The sequence below is a fragment of the Streptomyces sp. NPDC043746 genome, from assembly GCF_056436485.1.
This window is the reverse complement of sequence record NZ_JBWKCM010000008.1, coordinates 219,929-244,603: the sequence shown is the minus strand read 5'-3', so window position 1 is coordinate 244,603 and position 24,675 is coordinate 219,929. Positions and strand designations below refer to the sequence as shown.

The 24,675-nt window shown below is 72.5% G+C and carries 25 protein-coding genes; 12 read left to right on the top strand and 13 right to left on the bottom strand.

Annotation, left to right across the window (positions count from 1 at the left end; translation table 11 throughout):
• The first annotated feature begins 151 nt into the window (after positions 1-151).
• Both radA and disA read left to right on the top strand, forming a co-directional pair.
• Positions 152-1,573, top strand: coding sequence for a DNA repair protein RadA (gene radA / locus AC0682_RS12215; protein ID WP_478532566.1), 1,422 nt, complete (start codon positions 152-154; stop codon positions 1,571-1,573).
• Positions 1,574-1,654: 81 nt separating this feature from the next.
• Positions 1,655-2,779, top strand: coding sequence for a DNA integrity scanning diadenylate cyclase DisA (disA, locus tag AC0682_RS12210; protein WP_401689043.1), 1,125 nt, complete (start codon positions 1,655-1,657; stop codon positions 2,777-2,779).
• A gap of 73 nt (positions 2,780-2,852) precedes the next feature.
• Here the strand turns inward: disA and AC0682_RS12205 are convergent, their stop codons facing one another.
• Positions 2,853-3,695 carry a hypothetical protein gene (locus AC0682_RS12205; protein WP_478532591.1) on the bottom strand — a complete coding sequence of 281 codons (843 nt, stop codon included), beginning with the start codon at positions 3,693-3,695 and terminating at the stop codon, positions 2,853-2,855.
• Between the two features lie 242 nt (positions 3,696-3,937).
• On the opposite strand from AC0682_RS12205, the gene AC0682_RS12200 reads away from it, so the two are divergent.
• The 5 genes from AC0682_RS12200 to cseC all read left to right on the top strand — a co-directional run bounded on the left by AC0682_RS12200 (position 3,938) and on the right by cseC (position 8,733).
• Positions 3,938-4,876, top strand: coding sequence for an HhH-GPD family protein (locus AC0682_RS12200; protein ID WP_478532565.1), 939 nt, complete (start codon positions 3,938-3,940; stop codon positions 4,874-4,876).
• Between the two features lie 156 nt (positions 4,877-5,032).
• Positions 5,033-5,800 carry a SigE family RNA polymerase sigma factor gene (locus AC0682_RS12195; RefSeq protein ID WP_478532564.1) on the top strand — a complete coding sequence of 256 codons (768 nt, stop codon included), beginning with the start codon at positions 5,033-5,035 and terminating at the stop codon, positions 5,798-5,800.
• A gap of 167 nt (positions 5,801-5,967) precedes the next feature.
• On the top strand, positions 5,968-6,618 hold the full coding sequence (locus tag AC0682_RS12190; protein ID WP_478532563.1) for a hypothetical protein: 651 nt from the start codon (positions 5,968-5,970) through the stop codon (positions 6,616-6,618).
• Positions 6,619-6,647: 29 nt separating this feature from the next.
• Positions 6,648-7,361, top strand: coding sequence for a two-component system response regulator CseB (gene cseB, locus AC0682_RS12185; protein WP_254812301.1), 714 nt, complete (start codon positions 6,648-6,650; stop codon positions 7,359-7,361).
• Between the two features lie 34 nt (positions 7,362-7,395).
• Entirely contained in the window at positions 7,396-8,733 is a 1,338-nt protein-coding gene (gene cseC / locus AC0682_RS12180) for a two-component system sensor histidine kinase CseC (RefSeq protein ID WP_478532561.1), read from the top strand.
• A gap of 236 nt (positions 8,734-8,969) precedes the next feature.
• Here the strand turns inward: cseC and AC0682_RS12175 are convergent, their stop codons facing one another.
• The gene (locus AC0682_RS12175; protein WP_254812299.1) at positions 8,970-9,668 is read right to left on the bottom strand and encodes a M23 family metallopeptidase; all 699 of its coding nucleotides are present in this window, start codon (positions 9,666-9,668) and stop codon (positions 8,970-8,972) included.
• A 457-nt stretch (positions 9,669-10,125) separates the two neighbouring features.
• On the opposite strand from AC0682_RS12175, the gene AC0682_RS12170 reads away from it, so the two are divergent.
• The 4 genes from AC0682_RS12170 (at position 10,126) to AC0682_RS12155 (ending at position 12,393) form a co-directional block, all read left to right on the top strand.
• The gene (locus AC0682_RS12170) at positions 10,126-10,509 is read left to right on the top strand and encodes a trypco2 family protein (protein ID WP_478532560.1); all 384 of its coding nucleotides are present in this window, start codon (positions 10,126-10,128) and stop codon (positions 10,507-10,509) included.
• A gap of 2 nt (positions 10,510-10,511) precedes the next feature.
• Complete coding sequence (locus AC0682_RS12165; RefSeq protein ID WP_478532559.1) at positions 10,512-11,135, top strand: S1 family peptidase; 624 nt, start codon at positions 10,512-10,514, stop codon at positions 11,133-11,135.
• A gap of 202 nt (positions 11,136-11,337) precedes the next feature.
• Positions 11,338-11,862, top strand: coding sequence for an NACHT domain-containing protein (locus AC0682_RS12160; protein ID WP_478532558.1), 525 nt, complete (start codon positions 11,338-11,340; stop codon positions 11,860-11,862).
• Between the two features lie 315 nt (positions 11,863-12,177).
• Entirely contained in the window at positions 12,178-12,393 is a 216-nt protein-coding gene (locus AC0682_RS12155) for a hypothetical protein (protein ID WP_478532557.1), read from the top strand.
• An 88-nt stretch (positions 12,394-12,481) separates the two neighbouring features.
• On the opposite strand, the gene AC0682_RS12150 is transcribed toward AC0682_RS12155, so the two are convergent.
• Positions 12,482-15,010 (bottom strand): ATP-dependent Clp protease ATP-binding subunit, encoded by a 2,529-nt coding sequence (locus tag AC0682_RS12150; RefSeq protein ID WP_053560686.1) that lies wholly within the window; start codon positions 15,008-15,010, stop codon positions 12,482-12,484.
• 450 nt (positions 15,011-15,460) lie between these two features.
• On the opposite strand from AC0682_RS12150, the gene AC0682_RS12145 reads away from it, so the two are divergent.
• Positions 15,461-16,069, top strand: coding sequence for an SCO3374 family protein (locus AC0682_RS12145; protein ID WP_478532556.1), 609 nt, complete (start codon positions 15,461-15,463; stop codon positions 16,067-16,069).
• Here the strand turns inward: AC0682_RS12145 and AC0682_RS12140 are convergent.
• The 10 genes from AC0682_RS12140 to AC0682_RS12095 all read right to left on the bottom strand — a co-directional run bounded on the left by AC0682_RS12140 (position 16,048) and on the right by AC0682_RS12095 (position 24,563).
• A complete protein-coding gene (locus AC0682_RS12140) occupies positions 16,048-16,383 on the bottom strand; it encodes a histone-like nucleoid-structuring protein Lsr2 (RefSeq protein ID WP_018489329.1) in 336 nt (111 codons plus the stop codon). The two genes, AC0682_RS12145 and AC0682_RS12140, sit on opposite strands and share 22 nt — an antisense overlap.
• A 157-nt stretch (positions 16,384-16,540) precedes the next feature.
• Entirely contained in the window at positions 16,541-17,110 is a 570-nt protein-coding gene (locus AC0682_RS12135; protein ID WP_254812298.1) for an amino-acid N-acetyltransferase, read from the bottom strand.
• Between the two features lie 10 nt (positions 17,111-17,120).
• Positions 17,121-17,528: a BlaI/MecI/CopY family transcriptional regulator gene (locus AC0682_RS12130; RefSeq protein WP_254812297.1), complete on the bottom strand. Its 408-nt coding sequence runs from the start codon at positions 17,526-17,528 to the stop codon at positions 17,121-17,123.
• 131 nt (positions 17,529-17,659) lie between these two features.
• Positions 17,660-17,839: a hypothetical protein gene (locus AC0682_RS12125; RefSeq protein WP_254812296.1), complete on the bottom strand. Its 180-nt coding sequence runs from the start codon at positions 17,837-17,839 to the stop codon at positions 17,660-17,662.
• Positions 17,840-17,941: 102 nt separating this feature from the next.
• The gene (locus AC0682_RS12120) at positions 17,942-18,535 is read right to left on the bottom strand and encodes a hypothetical protein (RefSeq protein WP_254813244.1); all 594 of its coding nucleotides are present in this window, start codon (positions 18,533-18,535) and stop codon (positions 17,942-17,944) included.
• A gap of 149 nt (positions 18,536-18,684) precedes the next feature.
• On the bottom strand, positions 18,685-19,482 hold the full coding sequence (locus AC0682_RS12115) for a type III pantothenate kinase (RefSeq protein WP_254812295.1): 798 nt from the start codon (positions 19,480-19,482) through the stop codon (positions 18,685-18,687).
• Positions 19,482-20,537: a carboxylating nicotinate-nucleotide diphosphorylase gene (nadC, locus tag AC0682_RS12110; RefSeq protein ID WP_478532555.1), complete on the bottom strand. Its 1,056-nt coding sequence runs from the start codon at positions 20,535-20,537 to the stop codon at positions 19,482-19,484. Before nadC ends, AC0682_RS12115 begins: the two co-directional genes overlap by 1 nt.
• A 110-nt stretch (positions 20,538-20,647) precedes the next feature.
• A complete protein-coding gene (locus AC0682_RS12105; RefSeq protein ID WP_478532554.1) occupies positions 20,648-22,339 on the bottom strand; it encodes an L-aspartate oxidase in 1,692 nt (563 codons plus the stop codon).
• Positions 22,336-23,316, bottom strand: coding sequence for a pantoate--beta-alanine ligase (gene panC, locus AC0682_RS12100; RefSeq protein WP_478532590.1), 981 nt, complete (start codon positions 23,314-23,316; stop codon positions 22,336-22,338). Before panC ends, AC0682_RS12105 begins: the two co-directional genes overlap by 4 nt.
• A gap of 296 nt (positions 23,317-23,612) precedes the next feature.
• Positions 23,613-24,563: a Rossmann-like and DUF2520 domain-containing protein gene (locus AC0682_RS12095; RefSeq protein ID WP_478532553.1), complete on the bottom strand. Its 951-nt coding sequence runs from the start codon at positions 24,561-24,563 to the stop codon at positions 23,613-23,615.
• Between the last annotated feature and the right edge of the window lie 112 nt (positions 24,564-24,675).

Below are 24,675 nucleotides of genomic sequence, written 5' to 3'. Positions count from 1 at the left end.
GGGCCGCGCATTCCGCCCCTGATGCTTCCGTGCGCCCCCTGTGCGGCGAGGCTCCCGCGCCCCCTGCGCGCCCGAGATCCCGCCCGGCCGCACGCGGCGTTCCGGCCCCGGCGGGCGCGGCGTTGTCAGACCCCACCGATACGGTGGCGCCATGGCTGCCCGTACGAAATCCGCGAAGGACCGGCCGTCCTACCGCTGCACCGAATGCGGCTGGACCACCGCCAAATGGCTCGGCCGTTGCCCCGAGTGCCAGGCCTGGGGGACGGTCGAGGAGTTCGGCGGCGCCCCCGCCGTGCGGACGACCGCGGCCGGGCGGGTCTCCACCGCCGCGCTGCCGATCGGCCAGGTCGACAGCCGTACGGCCACGGCGCGCTCGACCGGCGTCGGGGAGCTGGACCGGGTGCTCGGCGGCGGGCTGGTGCCGGGGGCCGTCGTGCTGCTGGCCGGGGAGCCGGGCGTCGGCAAGTCGACGCTGCTGCTGGACGTGGCGGCCAAGGCGGCGACCGACGACCACCGCACGCTCTATGTGACCGCCGAGGAGTCCGCCAGCCAGGTCCGGTTGCGGGCCGACCGGATCCGGGCGATCAGCGACCACCTCTACCTCGCGGCGGAGACCGATCTCTCGGCGGTGCTCGCGCATCTGGACGAGGTCAAGCCCTCGCTGCTCGTCCTGGACTCGGTGCAGACGGTCGCCTCGCCCGAGATCGACGGCGCGCCCGGCGGGATGGCCCAGGTCCGGGAGGTGGCCGGGGCGCTGATCCGGGCCTCCAAGGAGCGCGGGATGGCCACGCTGCTCGTCGGCCATGTCACCAAGGACGGCGCGATCGCCGGGCCCCGGCTGCTGGAGCACCTGGTCGACGTGGTGCTCTCCTTCGAGGGCGACCGGCACGCCCGGCTCCGCCTGGTGCGCGGCGTCAAGAACCGGTACGGCGCGACCGACGAGGTCGGCTGCTTCGAGCTGCACGACGAGGGCATCACCGGCCTCGCCGACCCCTCGGGCCTCTTCCTCACCCGCCGCGACGTCGCCGTCCCGGGCACCTGCCTCACGGTGACGCTGGAGGGCAAGCGGCCGCTCGTCGCGGAGGTCCAGGCGCTCACGGTCGACTCGCAGATCCCCTCGCCCCGGCGCACCACCTCCGGTCTGGAGACCTCCCGGGTCTCGATGATGCTCGCCGTGCTGGAGCAGCGCGGCCGGATCAGCGCGCTCGGCAAGCGGGACATCTACAGCGCGACGGTCGGCGGGGTGAAGCTCACCGAGCCCGCCGCCGACCTCGCGGTCGCGCTCGCGCTGGCCAGTGCCGCCAGTGACACCGCGCTCCCGAAGAACCTGGTCGCGATCGGTGAGGTGGGACTCGCGGGCGAGGTCAGACGGGTCACCGGGGTGCAGCGGCGGCTGGCCGAGGCACATCGCCTCGGCTTCACCCACGCCCTGGTGCCGACCGATCCGGGACGGGTTCCCTCGGGTATGAAGGTCATCGAAGTCGCCGACATGGGGGACGCTCTGCGGGTCCTCCCGCGCCGGTCTCGTCAGGAGGCGCCGCAGCCTCGTCAGGAAGACAACGCGCGCCGGTAGACTTTGCCCTGGTCTCGCCCGCCCGTGGACACGGCATGGGGGACGCAAGGGCACCGCAAACCTGTTGACCGGAGGAGTGCAGTGGCAGCCAACGACCGGGCGGCAGCGCCCGGAAAGTCCGGCCAAGGCACCGGCAACGAAGCGCTGATGCGCGCCTCGTTGAGCGCGGTCGCGCCCGGAATGGCCCTGCGGGACGGCCTGGAGCGCATTCTCCGGGGCAACACCGGCGGGCTGATCGTCCTCGGCATGGACAAGACCGTCGAGTCGATGTGCACCGGCGGGTTCGTGCTGGACGTGGAGTTCACCGCGACCCGGCTGCGGGAGCTGTGCAAGCTCGACGGGGCGCTGATTCTCGACAAGGACATGACCAAGATCCTCCGGGCCGGGGTGCAGCTGGTCCCGGACGCCTCGATCCCCACGGAGGAGACGGGCACCCGGCACCGTACGGCGGACCGGGTCTCCAAGGCCTGCGGCTTCCCCGTCGTCTCGGTCTCCCAGTCGATGCGGCTGATCGCGCTGTACGTGGACGGGGAGCGGCGGGTCCTGGAGGAGTCCTCCGCGATCCTCTCCCGGGCCAACCAGGCCCTCGCCACGCTGGAGCGGTACAAGCTCCGCCTGGACGAGGTGGCCGGCACGCTCTCCGCGCTGGAGATCGAGGACCTGGTCACCGTCCGGGACGTGACGGCGGTGGCGCAGCGGCTGGAGATGGTGCGGCGGATCGCCACCGAGATCGCGGAGTACGTGGTCGAGCTGGGCACCGACGGCCGACTCCTCTCGCTCCAGCTGGACGAGCTGATCGCGGGCGTGGAGCCGGAGCGGGAGCTGGTGGTCCGGGACTACGTGCCCGAGCCGACGGCGAAGCGGTCGCGCACGGTGGCGGAGGCGCTGACGGAGCTGGACTCCCTGAGCCACACGGAGCTGCTGGAGCTGCCGGTGGTGGCGCGGGCGCTGGGGTACAGCGGCTCGCCGGAGACGCTGGACTCGGCGGTCTCGCCGCGGGGCTTCCGGCTGCTGGCGAAGGTGCCGAGACTGCCGGGGGCGATCATCGAGCGGCTGGTGGAGCACTTCGGGGGCCTGCAGAAGCTGCTGGCGGCGAGCGTGGACGACCTCCAGACCGTGGACGGCGTCGGCGAGGCTCGGGCGCGCAGCGTACGGGAGGGGCTCTCGCGGCTGGCGGAGTCGTCGATCCTGGAACGATACGTCTGAGGTCGTGGCCGGGGAGGCCGTCCTGGTGGGCGGCCTCCTTCTGCGTGCCGTCCGCCGACCAGGCGGCGGGCCCTCAGTCCTTCTTCAGGACGAAAGAGGCTCGGCGGATCGGTGTGTCCGGGGCCTTCGCCTCCAGGAGGTACGTGCCGGGGGCGGCCTTGCCGGGGGGCGGGGTGGCGCAGCCGGGTGCGGAGCGGGCGCGGTTCCAGTCCACCGTGTGCACGATCGTCGCACCGGCCGGGACCTGGAAGAAGAGCGGGCCCGGGGCCGCCGGGCAGTCCTTCGAGGACCAGATCACGTCGTCGTTCTTCTCGCCGGCCTCGGTGACCGTGAGTACCACGTTCTTCGGGCCGAGGTCGGTCTTGCACGCCGCCGTCGAGGTGTTGCGGGCGATGATCTCGAACGTGGGCCGGTCGTCGGGGCCGTAGCTGACCTTCGTGCGCAGGGTCAACTCCAGCGCGCCCGGCTTGCATTCGGGGAGCGGGGAGTCGGCCGGGACCTGCCGGCCGGCCGTGGAGCCGCCGGAGCCCGCACCACCCGCACCCGCACCGGCCGCGTCCGCGCCGCCTGTTGACGCGTCGTCCGATCCGGATCCGGAGCCGCCGCCCGAGACCGCGCCGGACGTGTCACCGTCACCTCCGTCGGTACCGCCCGAGCGGTCCGGACCCTCCGGGTCCTCCGACTCGTCACGCCCGCCCGGCCGTTGGGTGATCTTCGGGCCGGAGCTGCCGGGGCCGGGGGTGATCGACTTGACCGGGTCGGATCCGCCGGGCTTGCCGTCGTCCTGGGTACCGCCGCCGTTGACGGAGGTGACAGCCCAGGCGATCAGCGCCGCGAGCAGCACAACCAGAAGCCCCGCTACCGCCCTTCGGCGCCAGTAGATGCTGGAGGGAAGCGGACCGACCGGATTGCGCATAGATCCCACGGGCCAAACTCTACGAGAGATCGCAGCCGTCTCGGCCCCCACCCGCCGCTCCGGTCACAAGTTTTGCCGATCATCATCAGGTTTCGCCGATGATCATCACGGCGGCGGGTCGCGGGGACCCGGTCCCAGGGGACAGAACGGGTGGCGTTCCCGCCTCTCGGGGCAGCCGCACGGCCCGACACCCCCGCACCCGTGACGCCCGTCCCCGCTTCCGTGCCAGGATCGTCAGTGCCATGACTGCCATGACTTCGTCTTCCCCCCAGACGCCCCGCTCGCCCCAGGGGCCGCAGACGCCCACCGCCGACTCTCTCCACACCCCCGTCATCGGGTGGTTCGAGCAGCACGCCCGCGATCTCCCCTGGCGCCGCCCCGAGGCGGGCGCCTGGGGCGTGATGGTCAGCGAGTTCATGCTGCAGCAGACCCCGGTGAGCCGGGTCCTGCCGGTCTACGAACAGTGGCTCGCCCGCTGGCCCCGCCCCGCCGACCTGGCCGCCGAGGCGCCCGGGGAGGCGGTCCGCGCCTGGGGCCGCCTCGGCTACCCGCGCCGCGCGCTGCGGCTGCACGGGGCCGCGCAGGCGATAACGGAACGGCACGGCGGCGATGTGCCGAGCGAGCACGCCCAGCTGCTCGCGCTGCCCGGGATCGGGGAGTACACGGCGGCAGCCGTGGCCTCGTTCGCGTACGGGCAGCGGCACGCGGTGCTCGACACCAACGTCCGCCGGGTGTTCGCACGGGCCGCGAACGGCATCCAGTACCCGCCGAACGCGACCACCGCAGCCGAACGCAAGCTCGCCCGGGCCCTGCTGCCGGAGACGGACGAGCGGGCGGCGAAGTGGGCGGCGGCCACCATGGAGCTGGGCGCGCTCGTGTGCACCGCGCGCAACGAGAGCTGTGAGCGCTGCCCGATCTCCGCGCAGTGCGCCTGGCGGCTGGCCGGGAAGCCCGCGCACGAGGGGCCGCCGCGCAAGGGCCAGACGTACGCGGGGACCGACCGGCAGGTGCGGGGCCGGCTGCTCGCGGTGCTGCGGGACGCGCTCGCCCCCGTCCCCCAGGCCGCCCTGGACGCGGTGTGGGACGAGCCGGTGCAGCGGGCCCGGGCGCTGGACGGGCTGGTCGCGGACGGGCTGGTCGAGCCGCTGGCGGACGGCCGGTACCGGCTGCCGCTGGCCTGAGGGGTACGGCCACGGGGCCGCACCCCGGGCGCTGTTACACAACCGATGGACAGCCGTGCATCCGCCTACGGCTGCTCCGCACAACCTCGTGACAACGCCTCCGTAGCGTCTCCGACAGCAGTACACGGGGATCCAACGGGGACGGAGGCGGTTGTCATGGCGCAGGGCGAGGTGCTCGCATTCGAGGACTACGTACGCACGCGGCAGGAGGCGCTGCTGCGGAGCGCACGGCGTCTGGTCCCCGACCCCGTCGACGCACAGGACCTGCTCCAGACCGCCCTGGCGCGGACGTACGGCCGCTGGGACGGCATCGCCGACAAGTCCCTGGCCGACGCCTATCTGCGCCGCGTCATGATCAACACCCGTACGGAGTGGTGGCGGGCGCGCAAGCTCGACGAGGTGCCCACCGAGCAGCTGCCCGACGCGAGCGTCGACGACGGCAGCGAGCAGCGCGCCGACCGGGCCCTGCTGATGGACGTCCTCGGGATTCTGGCTCCGAAGCAGCGCAGCGTCGTCGTGCTGCGACACTGGGAGCAGATGAGTACGGAGGAGACGGCCGCGGCGCTCGGGATGTCGGCCGGTACGGTCAAGAGCACGCTGCACCGGGCGCTGGCGCGGCTGCGACAGGAGCTGGAGAGCCGTGAGCTGACCAGCCGCGAGGCGGTCGCCCGCGAGCACGGTCGGCGGACCGGGGGCCACCCGGAGACCGCCGGCCGGACCGGGAACCACCGGGAGGCCGCGGGCCGTCCCGGAAGTCACCGGGGCGCGGCGCCCGTCACCCCCTCCGGCCGGATCCCGGCCCAGCGGTCGAAGGTCTCCGCCGTGCCGACGTCGGCCACCTCCGTGACGGCGGCGCGGACCAACACACCGGCGCTCCGCAGCGGGCGTCACGACGAGCGGGGGCGGGAGCGGTGCGCGGCCTGACAGCCAGCAGCGACGGCAGCGGCAGGACCGGCGGAGCCCGCGGGGCAACCGGAAGCGGAACCGGAGCCGGTGCGGGCTTCAGGGGCAGCGGTGACGGCGGCGGGACGGGCGCCGACGACGGGAGCTCCCCCGGCAGACCCCGACGGAACGGCGGGTTCCGGGCAGGGATGGCGGCGAGTGGTACGGCCCTGGCCGGACTCGCCGCCTTCGGGCTGTTCTGCGTCGGCTGCACCACCGGCGGCACCGGCACCCGCGACGAGGGCCCCGCCGGCAGTCAGCCCGTCGCCCAGGTCTCCCCCCGGTCCACCCCCTCCGGCACCGCCCCGGCCGTCCGGCGGGTGGACGCCGTCCGCCTCCTCAAGGGCGACCCCAAGGTGGGCCGGCAGGTCCGGGAGGACCTGGAGCGCTGCGCCGGGAAGACCCATCCGGTCGACACCTCCTACGGCTCCCTGACCGGCGGCCGGTCGGCCGACGTCGTGGTGAACGTGATGAGCTGCGCGGACCTGGTGGGGATCGGGACCTACGTGTACCGCGCCCGCGAGGACGGCTCGTACGAGAACGTCCTCGCGGTGGAGGTCCCGACCGTCTACGGCACCATCGACCGCGGCGACCTGGTGGTGACGACCCAGGTCTACGGGGAGAAGGACCCGATGGACTCCCCGTCGGGATCCGAGGTGGTCACCTACCGTTGGGCCGACGAGCGCTTCAGCGAGCACGACCGGGTGCACAACGACTTCAGCCGTCCCGCCGACGAAGGCGACGGCGACCTGCCCGTACAGACGGAACCGGGCGAGCGGCCCGGGCCGAGCGGGAACTGAACGGGAACGGAAAGCGAGACTCAACCCCCATGGCCGAGACCCACGTCCTCTTCGTCGAGGACGACGACGTCATCCGCGAGGCCACCCAGCTCGCCCTGGAGCGGGTCGGCTTCACGGTCACCGCGATGCCCGACGGGCTCCAGGGCCTGGAGGCCTTCCGGGCCGACCGGCCGGACATCGCGCTGCTCGACGTGATGGTGCCGGGGCTCGACGGGGTGAGCCTGTGCCGCCGCATCCGGGACGAGTCGACCGTGCCCGTGATCATGCTCTCCGCGCGGGCCGACTCCATCGACGTGGTGCTCGGCCTGGAGGCCGGGGCCGACGACTACGTCACCAAGCCCTTCGACGGCGCGGTCCTGGTCGCCCGCATCCGGGCCGTGCTGCGCCGCTTCGGCCACGCGGCCGGACCCGAGGGGACGGGCCAGGGCGGTACGGAAGGGGAGGCCGAGGGGCTGGCCGGGGTGTTGGTCTTCGGTGACCTGGAGGTCGACACGGACGGCATGGAGGTGCGGCGCGGCGGCGAGCAGGTGGCGCTGACGCCCACCGAGATGCGGCTGCTGCTGGAGTTCTCCGCCGCGCCCGGCACCGTACTCTCCCGCGACAAGCTCCTGGAGCGGGTCTGGGACTACGGCTGGGGCGGGGACACCCGGGTCGTGGACGTCCACGTCCAGCGGCTGCGCACCAAGATCGGCCAGGACCGGATCGAGACGGTCCGCGGCTTCGGCTACAAGCTGCGCGGATGAGGCGGATGCGGAGGGAGCGGCCGGTGGGGGGCGCATGAAGCGGCTGGCTCTGCGGACCGGTGTCCGCTGGAAGATCAGCATCGCCATCGCCGCGGTCGGCGCGCTGATCGCGGTGGCGCTCAGCCTCGTCGTCCACAACGCGGCCCGGGTCTCGATGATCGAGAACGCCCGCGAGGTGCAGCTGGAGCGGCTGCTCGGCGCCCAGAGGTTCTACGAGGCGGCGAGCACGCAGAAGAACATGCCGAAGTTCGGCGCGAAGCTCAACGACCCGGCGATCCCGCCCAGCCTGCGCGACGAGGTCCGCAAGAACCGGCGGGCCACGCATGTGGCCGAGACCGCCGACGGGGTCCCCGACGTCTGGGCGGCCGTTCCGCTGGCCAACGGGGACGTGCTCTCGCTGCACACCCGGTTCGCCGACCGGTCCGCCACGATCATGGACGACCTGGACCGGGCGCTGATCATCGGCTCCGTCTCGGTCGTCTTCGGCGGCTGCGCGCTCGGCGTCCTCGTCGGCGGGCAGCTCTCACGCCGGCTGCGCAAGGCGGCGGCCGCGGCGGGCCTGGTCGCCCAGGGCCAGACCGATGTCCGGGTACGGGAGGCGGTGGGCGGGGTCGTGCGGGACGAGACGGACGAGCTGGCGCGGGCGGTCGACGCGCTGACCGACGCCCTGAACGAGCGGATCGAGGCGGAGCGCCGGGTCACCGCCGACATCGCCCATGAGCTGCGCACCCCGGTGACCGGGCTGCTCACGGCGGCCGAGCTGCTGCCGCCGGGCCGCCCGACCGAGCTGGTACGGGACCGGGCCCAGGCGATGCGGACGCTGGTCGAGGACGTGCTGGAGGTGGCCCGCCTGGACAGCGCTTCGGAGCGGGCGGAACTCCAGGAGCTGCCGCTCGGTGAGTTCGTCAGCCGGCGGATCGGGCTGCTGGACCCGGACGTGACCGTACAGGTGGTGCACGAGTCGTGGGTCTCCACCGACCCGCGCCGCCTGGAGCGGATCCTCGGCAACCTCCTCGGCAACGCGGCCAAGCACGGTTCCACCCCGGTGGAGGTCACGGTCGAGGGCCGGGTGGTCCGGGTCCGTGACCACGGTCCGGGGTTCCCGGAGGAGCTGCTGCGGGACGGGCCGAGCCGGTTCCGTACGGGATCCATGGACCGGGCCGGGCACGGGCACGGCCTCGGCCTGACGATCGCGGCGGGCCAGGCGCGGGTGCTGGGGGCCCGGCTGACCTTCCGGAACGCGGCTCCCACGGGTGCGGCGGAGGGCACGGGCGGGGCGATCGCGGTGCTGTGGCTGCCGGAGCACGCGCCGACGAACACGGGGAGCTTCCCGATACTGCGGGGCGCGGAGGAGCGGCAGCCGCAGCGGTGAGCCCCGTGCTCTTTCGGCCGGGCTTCTCCCTCCGGGGGAACAACGCCGACGGCGACCCCGAGGAGCGAGCCGTCAGGCTGTCCTCGACGTCGCCGTCGGTCGGGTGACCCGGGCGCACGCCCCGGGCACCGGGGTGTAACGGGTCCACTGAACGCTCTTCGGTTGTGCTGCGCGGTGGCCGGGCGGCGCTGGGCGCCTGATCTCCGGCTGGAGGCCGCGCGGTTACGCCGGCCGGATCAGATGGAGACGTGCACCGAGCGGAGGAACGCGGCCGGGTTCAGCGCCGAGCCGTAGTTCGGGGTGGTGCGGATCTCGAAGTGCAGGTGCGGGCCGCTGGAGTTTCCGGTGTTGCCGGACAGGGCGATCTTCTGGCCCGTCTTGACCTTCTGGCCGATCTTGACGTTGATCTTCGACAGGTGCGCGTACTGCGAGTACTTGCCGTTGGCGTGCTTGATCACGACGGCGTTGCCGTACGCGGGGCCGTCGCCGCCGCCGTTCGGGCCGGCCTTGACGACGGTGCCGGTGTGGACGGCGGAGACCGGGGTGCCGATCGGCACGGCGAAGTCCTGGCCGGAGTGCTTGGCGGCCCAGCGGGCGCCGCCGGTGCCGTAGCTCGCGGTCAGCGTGTACTTCTTGACCGGCGCCTTCCAGGAGGCGGCGTTCTTCTTGGCCGCCTTCTTCTTGTCCTCGGCCTTCTTCTTGGCGTCCGACGCCTTCTTGGCGGCGGCCTTGCTCTGCGCGGTGGCCTGCTGGGCGACCGACTCGGCGGCGGTGCCCGCGGCGAGGGCGGCGGTACCGGTGGCACCCGTGGTGCCGGAGGCGAACGCCGTGCCAGCACCCAGCACCACGGACGCCCCCAGACCGGCGGCCAGAACGGCGCCGCGGATGCGGGAGGCGGACGGGCGGATGGTGAGCTGGTTCGTTGCGCGCTTCATACGGTGAAGTCCTCCGAAGGTGAGTGGACCCGGCGTGCTGTCCGGGCTTGCTCAACCTTGGTAACCCGCACCCCCACCGGTGCTCAAACACCCCATCTACGAAGAAAAGCCGTAGAGAGGGGGCCGGGAATTCGCCTTGGTTGTCCCCGTTTCGAGAGCCCGGGGAGGCGACGAAATCCCTCACTCGAACGCGGTTCAAACGCCGTTCTTCGGGCACTTTTCCGGACATGGCACCGCGAACGGGCCGTATCGCCCGAAGCGCGGAGCCGACGTCCGCCCGCCGGGGCGAAGGTCCCTCCACCGGCCCCGACGCCGCCTACGGCCGCGGGTAGTAGGCCGGTTTCTGCCTGTGCGCCTTGTCACCGCCGGTGGGACCTAAGTCCTTCCGATTCGGGACCTTCGTCCCGCCACGTCACTACGCTGGCGGGACAGCGCACCGCACCCCGGGGGGACCACCATGACCGCCGAGCACACCCATGACCTGGACGGCATCGAGCTGGCCGACGCCGTCGAGTCCATCCGCAACCAGCTGGTGGAGGCGGCCTCCCGGGCCACCGGGCGCCCGCTCGCCTTCGCCGTCGGGGACATCCAGATGGAGTTCACCCTCGAACTCCGCAAGGAGGCCAAGGCGGGCGGCAAGGTGAAGGCCTGGGTGGTCGAGGCGGGTGCCGACGCGTCCCGGGCCACGGGCCGCACGCACAAGGTGGCGTTCACGCTGAGCCCGCAGAACGCGGTGACCGGGGAGGCGTGGGAGATCGGCACGGAGGACGACGGGTCGACGGCGGGGTTCGGGGCGGAGGCCGACGCGGCCGGGTCAGGTGACGGGGCGGTCCGCCCGTGAGCATGTCGTACGTACGGTTCACCCAACCCGCCGACCGTACGGTGGCCGTCTTCGGCGCCCGTCAGGGCAGCGGCGTCCTCCTCACCGACCGGCTGGTCCTGACCTGCGCCCACGTGATCGATCCAGGGTCCGTACAGGTCGCTCACCCTGCCGTCCGGGGCCGCGTCCCGGCCACCCTCGCCTGGATCGACCGTCAGCTTGACGTGGCCCTGCTGGAGGTCGCCGAGCCGGTGCGGCGAGTCCCCCCGGCGAGGCTTGGCATGCTGGACACCCGCGAGGCCGTCCCCGGATGCGAGATCACCGGCTTCCCACGCGTAAGCGGTACGGCCCCGACCAGAGGCTGGAGGCGGACCAGTACACGGCGACGGTCCTGCCCATGGCGGGCCGGGTCCGTGACCTGCTGGTCTGCGAGCTGGACTCCCCGCCCGCCGCTCGCCCGGACGACGAGCCTCCGGCCCTGTCCGGGCTCTCCGGCGGCCCGGTCTTCGTGGGGGACGTACTCCTGGGCATCGCTCGGCAGGTCCCACAGCAGCGCGAGGGGCGTCGGGTCGAGTGCAGCCCGATCAGCCCGGCTGTCGCTGCGGAGCTCCACCTACGGGCCTCCGCCAGGACCCGCGTCGGGCTGAGCCATGAACGGGTCCACGGCAGCTTCCCGAAGGACCTGCGGTACGAGACGGAGTACGCGCAGGCGCTCGGCGTCGCGTACCGCCGTACGAAGATCTTCGGCCTGGACGAGCTGAGCCGGCACGACTCCGAACGGGACCTGGACACGGCCTACCTCAGCCTGGAGGCCCAGGCGCAGGACCGGGCCGCCCGGCACCGGGGGGCATGGAGTCCGCCGCACCCCTGCCCCGGCGCATCGACGCCCTCCTCACCGACCGGCCCCGCGTCCTGCTGCGCGGCGAGGCGGGTGCGGGCAAGACGACCCTGCTCTGGTGGCTGGCGGCCCACGCCTCGGCCCGCACCCTGGCCGACGACCTGGCCCCGCTGAACGGCCTGGTCCCCTTCGTCGTACCGCTGCGGACTCTGCGCGCCCGTGGGGTGACGTTCCCGGGCCCGGCGGAGCTGTCGAGTGCGGCGGGGCTGGTGGTCGACGCGGCCCCGGAAGGGTGGGCGGGGCGGGTCCTCGAGGCCGGGCGGGCGCTGCTGCTGGTGGACGGGCTGGACGAGGTGCCGCCGGAGGACCGGGAACAGGCTCACAGCTGGCTGTCCCAGCTCCTCGCCCGCTACCCGGAGACCCGATGCGTCGCGACCGTACGACCGTCGGCCGTCGAACCCGACCGGCTGCGCTCCGAAGGGTTCGAGGAGCTGCGGCTGCTGCCCATGCGGAACGAGGACATCAGGCGTTCGTGACCTCCTGGCACCGAGCGGCCCGCCTCTCCGAGCCGGACGACGCCGAGCGCCTGGACGAGCTGAAGCGCGACCTGGCCCTCCAGTTCGACCAGAACCCCACGCTCCGTGACCTGGCCCGTACGCCGCTGCTCTGTGCGGTGATCTGCGCCCTGCACCGCCGCCGCGACGGCTTCCTCCCGGAGACCCGGTGGGAGCTGTACCGCTCGGCGCTCGGGATGCTCCTCGGCCACCGTGACCGCCGCCGCCGGATCGGTGCCCCGGAGGGCGTCGAGGCCGACGCGCTCGATCTCCGTCCCCAGCATCGAGACTCTGTCCGTGCAGGCCCCCCACCCCGGCGAGAACCTCGGGATGCTGCGCCCGCTCTTCCCCTCCGTCACCCACCTCACCCTGGATGCCTCCGCCAACCGCGTGGTCGACCTCACCGCGCTGCACACGTGGCCAGGCCTGGAGGTGTGGGTGGAGAAGCTGGGAGACGCACGCCTCATCGGGGCCGGGGAACTGGGCGACCGTCTCAACGCCACCTCGCGCTGACCGCGGAAAGGGGCTGCCCCGGACCGGCCGTGAAGCCGATTCCGGGGCAGCCCCTCAGACACGCTCGGGCTCATGCCCTACAGACGCGTCACGCGTCCTTCGACAGGTTCGGGCCGGCGCCGCCGGCCGCCTGCTCGATCGGGGGGACGTCGGGCAGGGCCGACTTCTCCTCGCCGCGGAACGAGAACTTCTTGTCGTCGCCCTCGCCCTCCACGCCGACGACCACGATGTGACCGGGGCGCAGCTCACCGAAGAGGATCTTCTCGGAGAGGACGTCCTCGATCTCGCGCTGGATCGTCCGGCGCAGCGGCCGGGCGCCCATCACGGGGTCGTAGCCCTTCTTCGCCAGGAGCGACTTGGCCTCGGAGCTGAGCTCGATGCCCATGTCCCGGTCCTTGAGCCGCTCGTCGACCTTGGCGAGCATGAGGTCGACGATCTGGATGATGTCTTCCTCGGTCAGCTGGTGGAAGACCACCGTGTCGTCGACACGGTTGAGGAATTCCGGCCGGAAGTGCTGCTTGAGCTCTTCGTTGACCTTGACCTTCATGCGCTCGTAGTTGGTCTTGACGTCGCCCTGGGCGGCGAAGCCCAGATTGAAGCCCTTGGAGATGTCCCGGGTCCCGAGGTTGGTCGTCATGATGATGACCGTGTTCTTGAAGTCCACGACCCGGCCCTGGGAGTCGGTCAGGCGACCGTCCTCCAGGATCTGGAGCAGGGAATTGAAGATATCGGGGTGGGCCTTCTCGACCTCGTCGAAGAGGACGACGGAGAACGGCTTGCGGCGCACCTTCTCGGTGAGCTGGCCGCCCTCTTCGTAGCCCACGTAACCGGGGGGCGAACCGAAGAGGCGGGAAACCGTGTGCTTCTCGCTGAACTCCGACATGTCGAGGGAGATCAGCGCGTCCTCGTCGCCGAAGAGGAATTCGGCGAGCGTCTTGGACAGCTCCGTCTTACCGACACCGGACGGGCCGGCGAAGATGAACGAGCCGCCGGGGCGCTTCGGGTCCTTCAGACCGGCTCGCGTACGGCGGATCGCCTGCGAGAGGGCCTTGATGGCGTCCTTCTGGCCGATGACGCGCTTGTGGAGCTCGTCCTCCATGCGCAGCAGACGGGAGGACTCCTCCTCCGTCAGCTTGAAGACCGGGATGCCGGTGGCAGTGGCCAGGACCTCGGCGATCAGCTCGCCGTCGACCTCGGCGACGACGTCCATGTCGCCGGCCTTCCACTCCTTCTCCCGCTTGGCCTTCGCCGCCAGCAGCTGCTTCTCCTTGTCGCGGAGGGAGGCCGCCTTCTCGAAGTCCTGGGAGTCGATGGCCGACTCCTTGTCGCGGCGGACGCCCGCGATCTTCTCGTCGAACTCGCGGAGGTCCGGCGGCGCGGTCATCCGGCGGATGCGCATCCTCGATCCGGCCTCGTCGATCAGGTCGATCGCCTTGTCCGGCAGGAAGCGGTCCGAGATGTACCGGTCGGCCAGGGTCGCGGCCTGGACGAGGGCCTCGTCCGTGATGGAGACCCGGTGGTGGGCCTCGTAACGGTCGCGCAGACCCTTCAGGATCTCGATGGTGTGCGGCAGCGACGGCTCCGCGACCTGGATCGGCTGGAAGCGGCGCTCGAGAGCGGCGTCCTTCTCCAGGTGCTTGCGGTACTCGTCGAGCGTGGTGGCACCGATGGTCTGCAGCTCGCCCCGGGCCAGCATGGGCTTCAGGATCGAGGCCGCGTCGATGGCGCCCTCGGCGGCACCCGCACCGACCAGCGTGTGCAGCTCGTCGATGAACAGGATGATGTCGCCGCGGGTGCGGATCTCCTTGAGGACCTTCTTCAGACGCTCCTCGAAGTCACCCCGGTACCGCGAACCGGCGACCAGGGCGCCGAGGTCCAGGGTGTAGAGGTGCTTGTCCTTGAGGGTCTCGGGCACCTCGCCCTTGACGATCGCCTGGGCCAGGCCCTCGACGACCGCCGTCTTGCCGACGCCGGGCTCGCCGATGAGGACCGGGTTGTTCTTGGTCCGGCGGGACAGCACCTGCATGACCCGCTCGATCTCCTTCTCGCGCCCGATGACCGGGTCGAGCTTGGATTCACGAGCGGCCTGGGTGAGGTTCCGGCCGAACTGGTCGAGCACCAGGGAGGTGGAGGGCGTGCCCTCCGCGGGGCCGCCCGCGGCAGCCGTCTCCTTGCCGCCCGAGTAGCCCGAAAGCAGCTGGATGACCTGCTGCCGGACCCGGTTCAGGTCGGCGCCCAGCTTCACGAGGACCTGGGCGGCGACGCCCTCGCCCTCGCGGATCAGGCCGAGCAGGATGTGCTCGGTGCCGATGTAGTTGTGGCCCAGCTGAAGGGCCTCGCGGAGCGACAGCTCCAGGACCTTCTTGGCTCGCGGAGTGAAGGGGATGTGCCCGGAAGGAGCCTGCTGCCCCTGCCCGATGATCTCCTCCACCTGCTGGCGGACCGCCTCGAGCGAAATCCCGAGGCTCTCCAGGGCCTTAGCGGCGACACCCTCACCCTCGTGGATCAGGCCCAGGAGGATGTGCTCGGTGCCGATGTAGTTGTGGTTGAGCATCCGGGCTTCTTCCTGAGCCAGGACGACAACCCGCCGCGCGCGGTCGGTGAACCTCTCGAACATCGTTAATCGCTCCTCAGAGCGGTCGGTCAGTGAGGGGTCGGTCCCCTCCCAGTCCTTCCGCATGCTAGTCCCGCAGGACGGGACAGCTCATTCCAACTGCCGACATCCGTCCGGATCACCCCGCACGGCGCGGGGATTCTTACTGCCGAACAGCTGACAACTGCTCCAACCCGATGGTGCGAGACGATGTTCCCGCAGGCCAGGCAGATACCCCTATCGCCAGTACGCCGATGGCGAACGTGAGACGCCTCGGCCTGCGCGTCGCCCCTTCCCACTAGGAAAGTCTTACCCGCAATCACTGACAGTCCATGCGGCGCGCCCCGGTTCCCTCCGCTACGGGCGAACAACCTTGCGCTGCGACACACTCTCACCCGACCGGAAAAACGGGACGGAAAGTGACCACTCGGGGACTTTGCGTAACTTCGCCGCCTGTCCAAGGGTTCATCGGACATGGCCCTCACCGTCCCGCCGCCCCGATCGTCACCCGATACCGGTCCGGTTCCCGTCGGTCCGGAGCCCGCCGCTCTCGCCCGGTGGTACGAGCAACAGCTCGGATGGGCGACGGAGGGGAGCGCCCCGGTGCGGCTGCTCACCGGGATCAGCTTCGACGTGCTGGAGCTTCCCGCCGAGGCCGGCCGTGCCCTGCTGCGCCGCCCCGTGCGGACCGGGCCGGTGCTGCTGAGCGGTGGCCGGATCGGGCTGCTGGTCGCCCCCGGCGGCGCCGATGAGCTGCCGGGGCTGCTCGACTGGCTGGAATGGGGTCCGGTCGCGCCCGATCTGACTGCCCTGGGGGTCGGCGGCCGGATCACCGCTCCCGCGCTCCAGGGCGGTACGGGCTCGCCGGGGGCCGCTGTGTGGCTGCGGCCCCCCGGGACGAGGCCTGCGCCCGGGCCTACGCTTCCCGCTCTCGCGGGCTTCGGGAGCAGCGGTGGGGATGCCCCCGATCTCGTACGCCTGGTGGACGCGGCGGCGACGGAGTGCCATCGGGTCCGGCTGTCGCGTGCCCGGGCCGGGCTGCGGAACGGCAGTACGTCGGATCAGCCGTTGGCCTTCTCGTAAGCCTCGCGGATCTCGGCGGGAACACGGCCGCGGTCATTCACGTTGTGGCCGTTCTCCCGCGCCCACCGGCGGATTTCCGCGGTGTCCTTGTTGCCACCGGAGACGGCGCGGCCCTTGCCACGGCCCGTCGCGGCGCGGCCACCGGTGCGGCGGCCACCCTTGGTGTAGGGCTCGAGAAGACCGCGAAGCTTGTCCGCATTGGCCGTGGTGAGGTCGATCTCGTAGGTCTTGCCGTCGAGCGCGAACGTGACGGTCTCGTCCGCCTCGACACCGTCGAGGTCATCGACAAGAAGGACCTGAACCTTCTGTGCCACGGGATTTCCTTTCATCGAAGAAATGGAGTACGCGGAAAGGAAACCGCTTTTCTCGGGAAAACACAAACCCCCAGGAGAGGTTCAGGAGCGCGAGAACGCGGGAAACGTACGCGATTCGGACATAGGGATGCGGGGACGACAGCACGGCTTGAGCGCATCACAGGTGCAGAAGCATCCGGCTGTTGCCCAAGGTGTTCGGCTTCACCCGTTCGAGACCGAGGAACTCGGCGACACCCTCGTCGTAGGAACGCAGCAGCTCACTGTAGACATCCGTGTCGACCGGCGTCTCTCCGATCTCGACGAAGCCGTGCCTGGCGAAGAAGTCCACTTCGAAGGTGAGGCAGAAAACCTTGCGGACCCCGAGCCATCGGGCGGTCTGCAAGAGCTTCTCCAGCACACGATGCCCCACCCCGGCCCCCTTGATGCGGGGGTCGACGGCGAGGGTGCGGACTTCCGCGAGGTCTTCCCACATGACGTGGAGAGCGCCGCAGCCGACGACCCGGGCATCCTCGTCGCGTTCCGCGACCCAGAACTCCTGGATGTCCTCGTAAAGGGTGACGGTGGCTTTGTCGAGCAGGATGCCGCCGGACGCGTACCCGTCGAGGAGGCGGCGTACGGACGGCACATCACTCGTCCTGGCGCGGCGGACGGTGATGGCGGGCCTATTTACCGACGGGTCGGTATGAAAGTCGGTACCCGCTTCGGTTTGCGACTGCTCGGAGGACATGGCCCCGACGCTATCGCCCGCCCTCGGGCTCCGCGCCATCGGCCGGGGTCTCCACAGGGCCCGGGGAAACCATACGGACGGCGTCCTGAAGTGCTTCGCGCTGCTCGGGCGACATCATCCCGAAGAACGCGACAAGGGCGGCGGCCGGGTTGTCGCTCTGGGACCAGGCTTCGTTCATCAGTGCGGCCGAGTAGGCGGCCCTGGTGGAGACGGCCGTATATCGATATGCCCGGCCGTCCACTTCCCTGCGGACCCAGCCCTTCTGATGGAGATTGTCCATTACCGTCATCACCGTCGTGTAGGCGATGGACCGTTCCTGCTGGAGGTCCTCAAGGACTTCCCGCACCGTGACCGGACGGTTCCATTGCCAGACGCGTGTCATCACGGCGTCTTCCAGCTCTCCCAATTGGCGGGGCACGGGATCACTTTAGTGCCAGATGTCCCGAATGGCTGGTTATTTGCAGAGCCAAAAGAGCGCACGGCTCTCACGAGCCGTACGCTCCCAGGGGCGGGCGACGGGTCCGCGGCACGAAGGGGCCGCCACTGCCGTCAGGCGTTCTCCGGACGAGCGGTCTGCTTTACCGACTCCGCGCGGGCCATCGCCGCGTCCACGGCCTCGTCCTCCTTGGTCTTGTTCGGACCGCCCTGACTCTTGACGATCGTCACGACCACACCGATGAAGAAGACGGCCATCACCACGGGGGGCACGAGCGCGGATACGTAGTCCATGCCGTCCAGAGTAGCGAGCCCCGCACGCCGGGACGCGGCGACCTCCCGCCTCCGCGGGAAGCCGCCGCGTCCGGGCGTGCGGGCATGCGGGCCGGGCGGGGGTCAGCCCGCGGCACGCTCCTCCTCCGCCGGGGGCGGCGCGGGGCGGCGCCGGGGCGGGAAGACCTCGGAGGGCTTGGGCATCGGGCGCTGCGGGGCGGGGGCCGGTGTCCGGCCGGGGGCGGGGGCGGCCGGGCCCTTGGGGCGGTCCGGCTCCCGGTCGGCGGCCCGGCCGCCGGGAAGGGCGAGCAGTCGGCCGCGGGGCGCGGGGGCCACCGCGACGGAGCGGCCGGCGAGCCGGGCCCGTACGGACCGCTCCGCGAGGATCTGGCAGCGCTCCAGGAGGGCCGCGGCGAGGGGTTTACCGCGGAGCGCGCGCAGGGCCGCCAGATCGTCGGGGCGGGGGTCGTACCCGGCCGCCAGGGCGTCCTGGAGCTGCTCCAGATAGCCGGTGGCGGAGCCGGGGAGGGCGTCGCGGTAGCGGGCCAGGTCGGCGAGGAGGAACGCTCGCAGCCGGCCCGCCTCCCCGACCGCCTCGTCCACGGAGCCCGCGAGCCGCAGGCAGTCCTGGACATCCTCGTCGGACAGGGGCATGGGGTGGAGGGCGATGGCGAGGGCACGTCGGAGCACCCGCAGCTCGTCCGCGCTGAACGCCATGCCGCCTCGTGAACCGTAGGGCGTGGGCATAACGCGACAATACGTGCTAAATGGACAAAATCCGTTTAACTGGCCGCCGGTGGCGCGGCGTGCCCGAACGGCGGCCCCGGCCCTTTCCGCAGGGTGCGCCGGGGTTCACGCGGCGCACCTCAAGCGCGGGAGACGTTCCGCTCGTAGACCAGGCGCAGCCCGATCAGCGTCAGCCACGGCTCGTGCTCGTCGATGACGGAGGACTCCCCCAACACCATCGGAGCAAGGCCGCCCGTCGCGATGACCGTGACGTCGTCCGGGTCTGCGGTCAGCTCCTTCTTCATCCGGGTCACCACCCCGTCCACCTGGCCCGCGAAGCCGTAGACGATGCCGGACTGCATGGCCTCCACGGTGTTCTTGCCGATCACGCTGCGCGGCCGGGCCAGCTCGATCTTGCGGAGCTGGGCGCCCTTGACGCCGAGCGCCTCCACGGAGATCTCGATGCCGGGGGCGATGACCCCGCCCGCGTACTCCCCGCGCGCGGAGACCGCGTCGAAGGTGGTGGCCGTGCCGAAGTCGACGACGATCGCGGGGCCCCCGTACAGCTCGACGGCGGCGACCGCGTTGATGATGCGGTCCGCGCCGACCTCCTTGGGGTTGTCCATCAGGACCGGCACCCCGGTCTTGACGCCCGGCTCGACGAGGACGGCGGGCACGTCCCCGTAGTAGCGGCGGGTGACCTCGCGCAGCTCGTGCAGGACCGAGGGGACGGTGGCGCAGATCGCGATGCCCTCGATACCGTCGCCCAGCTCCATCCCGAGCAGCGGGTGCATGCCCATCAGGCCCTGGAGGAGGACCGCCAGCTCGTCGGCGGTGCGGCGGGCGTCGGTGGAGATCCGCCAGTGCTCGACGATCTCCTCGCCGTCGAAGAGGCCGAGGACCGTGTGCGTGTTGCCGACGTCGATGGTGAGCAGCATCAGGCTTCGGCCCCGTCGCTGGTGGTGGATGCCTCGCGGAAGTCCAGGCCGATGTCCAGGATCGGCGCGGAGTGGGTGAGCGCGCCGACGGCCAGGTAGTCCACGCCCGCGTCCGCGTAGGCGCGGGCCGAGTCGAGCGTGAGGCGGCCGGAGGACTCCAGGATCGCGCGGCCGTCGACCAGGGCCACCGCCTCGGCGGTCTCGGCCGGGGTGAAGTTGTCCAGCAGGATCAGGTCGACGCCCGCGTCCAGCACCTCGCGCACCTGCTCCAGCGTGTCGACCTCCACCTCGATCGGCAGGTCGGGGAACTCGGCGCGGACCCGCTGGAACGCCTCCGCGACCCCGCCCGCCGCGACCACGTGGTTGTCCTTGACGAGGGCCGCGTCGGAGAGCGACATCCGGTGGTTGACGCCGCCGCCGCAGCGCACCGCGTACTTCTCCAGCGCGCGCAGCCCCGCCGTCGTCTTGCGGGTGTCGCGGACCTGGGCCCTGGAGCCCTCCAGCACGTCCGCCCAGGCGCGGGTGGCGGTGGCGATGCCGGAGAGGCGGCAGAGCAGGTTCAGCGCGCTGCGCTCGCCGGTCAGCAGGTCCCGGGTGCGGGTGGTGACGGTGAGCAGCTTCTGGCCGGGGGCGACGCGCTCGCCGTCCTCCACGTGCCGCTCGACCTCGAACTCCTCGGTGCAGACGATCGACAGGACCGCCTCCGCGACCCGCAGCCCGGCCACGACCCCGGCCTCGCGGGCGGTGAAGTCACCGGTGACCACGGCGTCCTCGGGGACGGTCGCCACGGTCGTGACGTCCACCCCGCCGTCGAGGTCCTCCTCGATGGCCACATGGGCGACGTCCTCGACCTGGACGGGGTCGAGCCCCGCCTCCGCCAGCAGCAGGGCGAGTGCGGGGTCGAGACCGCACTCCAGGGCGTCGGCGGCGAACCCCTCGCCGCAGCCGCAGTCGTCGCCGCAGCCCTCGGAGGACGCGGACGGGGCGGGCGCGCCGACCCGGATCAGCGGTACGTCCACGGGTGTGGGGCGCGGATTCTCTTCGGGCGTGGACACGGTTGCGGCTCCTCGGGGCGTGACGGGTGGTGCGGTGCTTCTCTGTCCGGGCGCTTCTGCTCTTCGGTGCGGCTGCTGTCCGGGGCGGCCTCTTCAGTCCAGCAGTCCGGTCAATCCGCCGGGCGTACGGACGGGAATGCGGCGGTCTCCGTACGGTGGACGGCCGGTGTGCGGTCGGCGGCGATCCGGACGACCAGGTGGCGGCGCCAGTGCTCGTCGTCGCGGTCGGGCCGGTCCTCGCGCCAGTGGCAGCCGCGGGTCTCCTCGCGCTCCCGGGCGGCGGCGACCAGGACCCGGGAGACCAGCAGCAGGTTGGTGGCCTCCCAGGCGTCGACGCCGGGGACGGCGACCTTGGGATCGGGGTCGTCCGCGTCGGCGGCGGCGCCGCGGTGCAGGCCCTCCAGCTCCTCGGCGGCGGTTGCCAGGGACTCGGCGGAGCGGAGGACTCCGGCGCCCCGGGTCATGATGCGCTGGATGGCCGTACGGGCCTCGGGGGCGAGCAGCGGGACGGGGTCGTCCGCGGCACCGGGGGCTGCGGCCGGGTCCGTACGGGGCGGGCGGGCCTCCGCGATGTCGGCGGCGATGCGCTCGGCGAAGACCAGGCCCTCCAGAAGGGAGTTCGACGCCAGCCGGTTGGCCCCGTGCACCCCCGTACAGGCGACCTCGCCGCAGGCGTACAGACCGGGGACGGTCGTCCGGCCGCGCAGGTCGGTACGGATGCCGCCGGAGGCGTAGTGCGCGGCCGGGGCGACCGGGACCGGCTCGGTGACCGGGTCGATGCCGTGGGCGCGGCAGGCGGCCAGGATGGTGGGGAAGCGCTGCTCCCACATCCGGGCGCCGAAGTGCCGGGCGTCGAGATACATGTGCTCGGTGCCGTGCTCGTGCATCTGCCGGGTGATGGCCTTGGCGACGATGTCGCGCGGGGCCAGCTCCGCCAGCTCGTGCTGCCCCAGCATGAAGCGGGTGCCGGAGGCGTCGACGAGGTGGGCGCCCTCGCCCCGTACCGCCTCGGAGACCAGCGGCTGCTGGCCCTCGGAGTCGGCGCCGAGGAAGAGGACGGTGGGGTGGAACTGGACGAACTCCAGGTCGGAGACCTCCGCCCCGGCCCGCAGCGCCAGCGCCACGCCGTCCCCGGTGGAGACCGACGGGTTGGTGGTGGCGGAGAAGACCTGGCCCATGCCGCCGGTCGCGAGGACGACCGAGGGGGCCCGGACCGCGCCGACGCCGTCGTGCTGGCCCTCGCCCATGACGTGGAGCGAGACCCCCGCCGTACGGCCTTCGGCGTCGGTGAGCAGGTCCAGGACGAGCGCGTTCTCGATGGTGCGGAGGGCGGCGGCGCGGACCGCCTCGACAAGGGCCCGGGAGATCTCGGCGCCGGTGGCGTCGCCGCCCGCGTGGGCGATGCGGCGGCGGTGGTGGCCGCCCTCGCGGGTGAGCGCTATGTCACCGCTGTCGGTGGTGTCGAAGTGGGCGCCGGTGGTGATCAGCCGGCGTACGGCGTCGGGGCCCTCGGTGACCAGGGCCCGTACGGCCTCCTCGTCGCAGAGGCCCGCGCCCGCGACCAGGGTGTCGGCGAGATGCTGCTCGGGGGTGTCGCCCTCGCCGAGCGCGGCGGCGATGCCGCCCTGGGCCCAGCGGGTCGAGCCGTCGTCGAGCCGGGCCTTGGTGACGACCACGGTGTCCAGGCCGGCGGCGGCGCAGCGCAGGGCGGTGGTGAGACCGGCGACTCCGGAGCCGACCACCACGACGTCCGCGTCGATGGCCCAGCCGGGGGCGGGGGCGGTCAGCCGTATTCCGGTCACGTCAGGGCTCCGAAGGTGAGGGGGATGTTGTCGATGAGGCGGGTCTCCCCGACCCGGGCGGCGACGGCGAGGATCGCCTCCCCGCTCTCGCGGTCGTCGGGGATCTCGGTGAAGTCCGCCGGGTCCACCAGGGCCAGGTAGTCCAGGACGAGCGGGTGCCGGTCGCGGGCCGCCGCCTCGTCCAGGATCGCGCGCGCGGTGGCCCGGACGGCGGCGGGTGCCCCGTTGGGCCGGGCCAGGGCGACGGCCTGGGCGTCGGCGGCGGCCCGGGCCTCACCGAGCCGGTTGAGCCCGGCGGCCCGGTCGGCGCCGGAGCCGGGGGCTGTGGCCAGGGCGCGCTCGTGCAGGGCCTGCTGGGCGGCGAGCCGGTCCCGGGCGGCGAACAGGGCGTGCGAGAGGGCGAGGGCGGTGTGCCGCTCCTGCGGGGAGAGGAAACGGTTGCGGCTGGAGAGCGCGAGGCCGTCCCCGTCCCGGACGGTGGGCACGCCGGTGATCCGGACGGGGAAGTCCAGGTCGCGGACCATGCGGCGGATCAGGGCGAGCTGCTGGGCGTCCTTCTGCCCGTAGAGCGCCTCGTCGGGGCGGGTGAGGTGGAGGAGCTTGGCGACGACGGTGAGCATGCCGTCGAAGTGGCCGGGGCGGGACGCTCCTTCGAGCCGCTCGCCCATGGGGCCCGCGGTGATCCGGACCTGGGGCTCGCCTCCGGGGTAGACCTCGTCCACACCGGGGGCGAAGACCGCGTCGGCGCCCGCGGCCCCGGCGGTGGCCAGGTCGGCGTCCAGGGTGCGCGGGTAGCGGTCGAGGTCGGCCGCCTCGCCGAACTGGAGCGGGTTGACGAAGACGGTCACCACGACCTGCCCGTCCGGGCCCGCCGCCTCCCGGGCGGCCCGGATCAGGGTGGCGTGCCCCTCGTGGAGAGCGCCCATGGTCATGACGACGACCCGCTCGGCGCCGGCGGGGCGGGGAAGCGCGTCCAGCTCGGCGGCGGTGCGGAGGAGAGCGGGGGCGGAGGCGGACGTGGGGGTGGACGTGGGGGTGGGGGTGGGTGCGTGTGCGGGGGAGGAGGCTTGGGCACCCGCGCCTTCGGGGGTAGCGCCTTCGGGGGCCGCGCCCTCAGGGGTAGCGCCTTCGGGGGGCACGCCCTCAGGGGCAGCGCCCTCGGGGGGCACGCCTTCAGGGGCCGCGCTTCCGGGGAGCGTGCCTTGGGCGCGGTCGCCCCGGGGGGCCGTGCTGCCCGTGGTGTCCGCGGCCTTGCGGCCGTTCCCGGTGGTCGTCATCGGGTCTCCCCCGGTCCGGTGGAGCCCGGCCGGCTCTCCTGGTCGGCCAGGGCGACGAGCAGATCCTCCGCCAGCTCCGGCTTGAGCAGGCCGTGGGCCAGGGCCCGGTCGGCCGTGGCGCGGGCCATCGCGAGATAGCCGCCGACCATCTGGGGGGCGTGGACGCGCAGCTGGGACACATGGGCCGCGACCGTGCCCGCGTCGCCCCGGGCCACCGGGCCGGTCAGCGCCGCGTCGCCGGAGCGCAGGGCGTTGTCCAGGGCGGCTCCGAGGAGCGGGCCGAGCATCCGGTCCGGGGCGGTTACCCCGGCCTTGGCCAGCAGCTCCATCGACTCCGCGACCAAGGTGACCAGGTGGTTCGCGCCCAGCGCCAGGGCCGCGTGGTAGAGCGGACGGGACTCCTCCGCGATCCACTCCGGCTCGCCGCCCATCTCGATGACCAGCGCCTCGGCGGCCAGCCGCAGCTCCTCGGGGGCGGTGACCCCGAAGGAGCAGCCCGCGAGCCGCTGGACGTCGACGGATGTGCCGGTGAACGTCATCGCCGGGTGCAGTGCCAGCGGCAGGGCCCCGGCCCGCAGCGCGGGGTCCAGGACCCGGGCCCCGTACCGCCCGGAGGTGTGGACGAGCAGCTGTCCCGGCCGTACGGCACCGGTCTCCGCAAGCCCTTCCACCAGGCCGGGCAGGGCGTCGTCGGGGACGGTCAGCAGCACCAGCTCGGCACGGGCCAGCACCTCGGCGGGCGTCACCAGGGGGACGTCGGGGAGGAGGGCGGCCGCGCGGCGCCGGGAGGCGTCGGAGACACCCGAGACGGCCACCGGACGGTGACCGGCGAGCTGGAGCGCGGCGGCGAGCGCGGGGCCGACGCGGCCCGCTCCCACGACGCCGACGGTGAGGCGGGCGGGGCGGTCCCTCGCGTCGAGGGGTTCCTTCGGGACTGTCGTATTCACGCGGCGATGGCCTTCCGTTCCAGTCCGCGGCGGGTACCGGACGATTTCTCTGCATGCTACGCCAGCGTTTCGACGGAGCGCGCCCGCCGCCCACAGCCTGTGGATAACTCCG

Bases quoted from the DNA above. Each gene is read 5' to 3' on its own strand.
- radA (WP_478532566.1), top strand. From the start codon at position 152: ATGGCTGCCCGTACGAAATCCGCGAAGGACCGGCCGTCCTACCGCTGC.
- AC0682_RS12205 (WP_478532591.1), bottom strand. From the start codon at position 3,695: ATGCGCAATCCGGTCGGTCCGCTTCCCTCCAGCATCTACTGGCGCCGA.
- AC0682_RS12200 (WP_478532565.1), top strand. From the start codon at position 3,938: ATGACTGCCATGACTTCGTCTTCCCCCCAGACGCCCCGCTCGCCCCAG.
- AC0682_RS12195 (WP_478532564.1), top strand. From the start codon at position 5,033: ATGGCGCAGGGCGAGGTGCTCGCATTCGAGGACTACGTACGCACGCGG.
- AC0682_RS12190 (WP_478532563.1), top strand. From the start codon at position 5,968: ATGGCGGCGAGTGGTACGGCCCTGGCCGGACTCGCCGCCTTCGGGCTG.
- cseB (WP_254812301.1), top strand. From the start codon at position 6,648: ATGGCCGAGACCCACGTCCTCTTCGTCGAGGACGACGACGTCATCCGC.
- cseC (WP_478532561.1), top strand. From the start codon at position 7,396: ATGAAGCGGCTGGCTCTGCGGACCGGTGTCCGCTGGAAGATCAGCATC.
- AC0682_RS12175 (WP_254812299.1), bottom strand. From the start codon at position 9,668: ATGAAGCGCGCAACGAACCAGCTCACCATCCGCCCGTCCGCCTCCCGC.
- AC0682_RS12170 (WP_478532560.1), top strand. From the start codon at position 10,126: ATGACCGCCGAGCACACCCATGACCTGGACGGCATCGAGCTGGCCGAC.
- AC0682_RS12165 (WP_478532559.1), top strand. From the start codon at position 10,512: ATGTCGTACGTACGGTTCACCCAACCCGCCGACCGTACGGTGGCCGTC.
- AC0682_RS12160 (WP_478532558.1), top strand. From the start codon at position 11,338: ATGGAGTCCGCCGCACCCCTGCCCCGGCGCATCGACGCCCTCCTCACC.
- AC0682_RS12150 (WP_053560686.1), bottom strand. From the start codon at position 15,010: ATGTTCGAGAGGTTCACCGACCGCGCGCGGCGGGTTGTCGTCCTGGCT.
- AC0682_RS12145 (WP_478532556.1), top strand. From the start codon at position 15,461: ATGGCCCTCACCGTCCCGCCGCCCCGATCGTCACCCGATACCGGTCCG.
- AC0682_RS12135 (WP_254812298.1), bottom strand. From the start codon at position 17,110: ATGTCCTCCGAGCAGTCGCAAACCGAAGCGGGTACCGACTTTCATACC.
- AC0682_RS12125 (WP_254812296.1), bottom strand. From the start codon at position 17,839: ATGGACTACGTATCCGCGCTCGTGCCCCCCGTGGTGATGGCCGTCTTC.
- AC0682_RS12120 (WP_254813244.1), bottom strand. From the start codon at position 18,535: ATGGCGTTCAGCGCGGACGAGCTGCGGGTGCTCCGACGTGCCCTCGCC.
- AC0682_RS12115 (WP_254812295.1), bottom strand. From the start codon at position 19,482: ATGCTGCTCACCATCGACGTCGGCAACACGCACACGGTCCTCGGCCTC.